At 61.1% G+C, this 1,128-nt stretch carries 1 protein-coding gene; it reads left to right on the forward strand.

The genetic code is table 11. From position 1 onward, the window contains the following. Positions 1–503 precede the first annotated feature (503 nt). Positions 504–998: a group 1 truncated hemoglobin gene (locus tag EOA24_RS38810; RefSeq protein WP_245501975.1), complete on the forward strand. Its 495-nt coding sequence runs from the start codon at positions 504–506 to the stop codon at positions 996–998. Positions 999–1,128 lie beyond the last annotated feature (130 nt).

Here is a 1,128-nt window from a genome sequence, read left to right on the forward strand (position 1 = left end):
GCTCGTAGGCGACGGAAACTCCGGCGATGCCGGCTCCGATGACGGCCACGTCGCACTGCTCGTCCTGTTCGAGGCGGGGAGCGCTGGGGAAGCTGGGATCGAGCATCCAAAAAGATCTGGTCGCTTCGCCGCTGACGTTCATCGCATTTCTCACCGAGACGACATAAGCTCGCCTCATCGACCGATCTTGGCCACTGCGAGCGGGGGCCGTCGTTTCAAACTCCGTTCGACGCGGAATGTTCCTGAACCTGGACGACGCGCTAGCGCGGGTCTTTAAACTGGCGTGGCCATGAAACAGGCCTCGACCGGAATATTTGGCACTGGGGACTCGTTAGTTTCTCAGACGATGCCAGGTAAGGCAAAGTGGACATATCCGAAGATCTAACTCATTGTCGCCGCCAGACAGGCCGCGGCTTGCTCTGGCATAACCTCAAAGGGAACCAGAGATGACAACGGCTGTTTCGACCTTTTTCACAAGACGATGTGTCGTCGCAGGGCTGACGGTGGCCGCCGCATCGACCGCTGTATTGCCGGCCGACATGGCGCGCGCGCAGAACAAGCAAACCACGCCTGACAAAAGCCTGTACGAGCGGTTGGGGGGCGTGTTCGCCATCGCCGCGGTGGTGGATTACTTCAGCGACGCCGTAGTGAAGAATCCCATTGTCGGCAAGAAGTCCAAGAACCCACAGCTACGGAAATGGCACACCAAGAACCTTGAACGGCTCCCCGGCCTCAAATTCATGCGCACGCTGTGGGTCTGCGACGTTTCCGGCGGCCCCTATAAGTTCGTGGCCACGAGGCCCGGCGCGACGCCGCTCGGCCTCGAGGAGGCGCATCGCGACTTGCGGATCTCTCCGGCGGAATTCGACGAGGTCGCGGCGGAACTGGGGCGGACCCTAGACCACTTCAAGGTGCCGGAGGCCGAAAAGTCGGAGGTCCTGAAGGCCTTCGCTGCGCACAAGGACGAGGTTACCGCCGGCTTTGCCAAAAAGGGCTGACGCCAGACCGTCAGGCGCGTCTTTTTTGCCGATCTCGCGCCCAGCCCGGTGACGGGTTTGGATGGCGCTGTCTTCGCGCGGGCTCTTCGGTAAGCTCCGTGACTCGGAGGCTCCGGTTCCTCTATAGAAT

Source organism: Mesorhizobium sp. M2A.F.Ca.ET.039.01.1.1, assembly GCF_003998035.1.
In the GTDB taxonomy this organism is placed as follows: Bacteria; Pseudomonadota; Alphaproteobacteria; order Rhizobiales; family Rhizobiaceae; genus Mesorhizobium.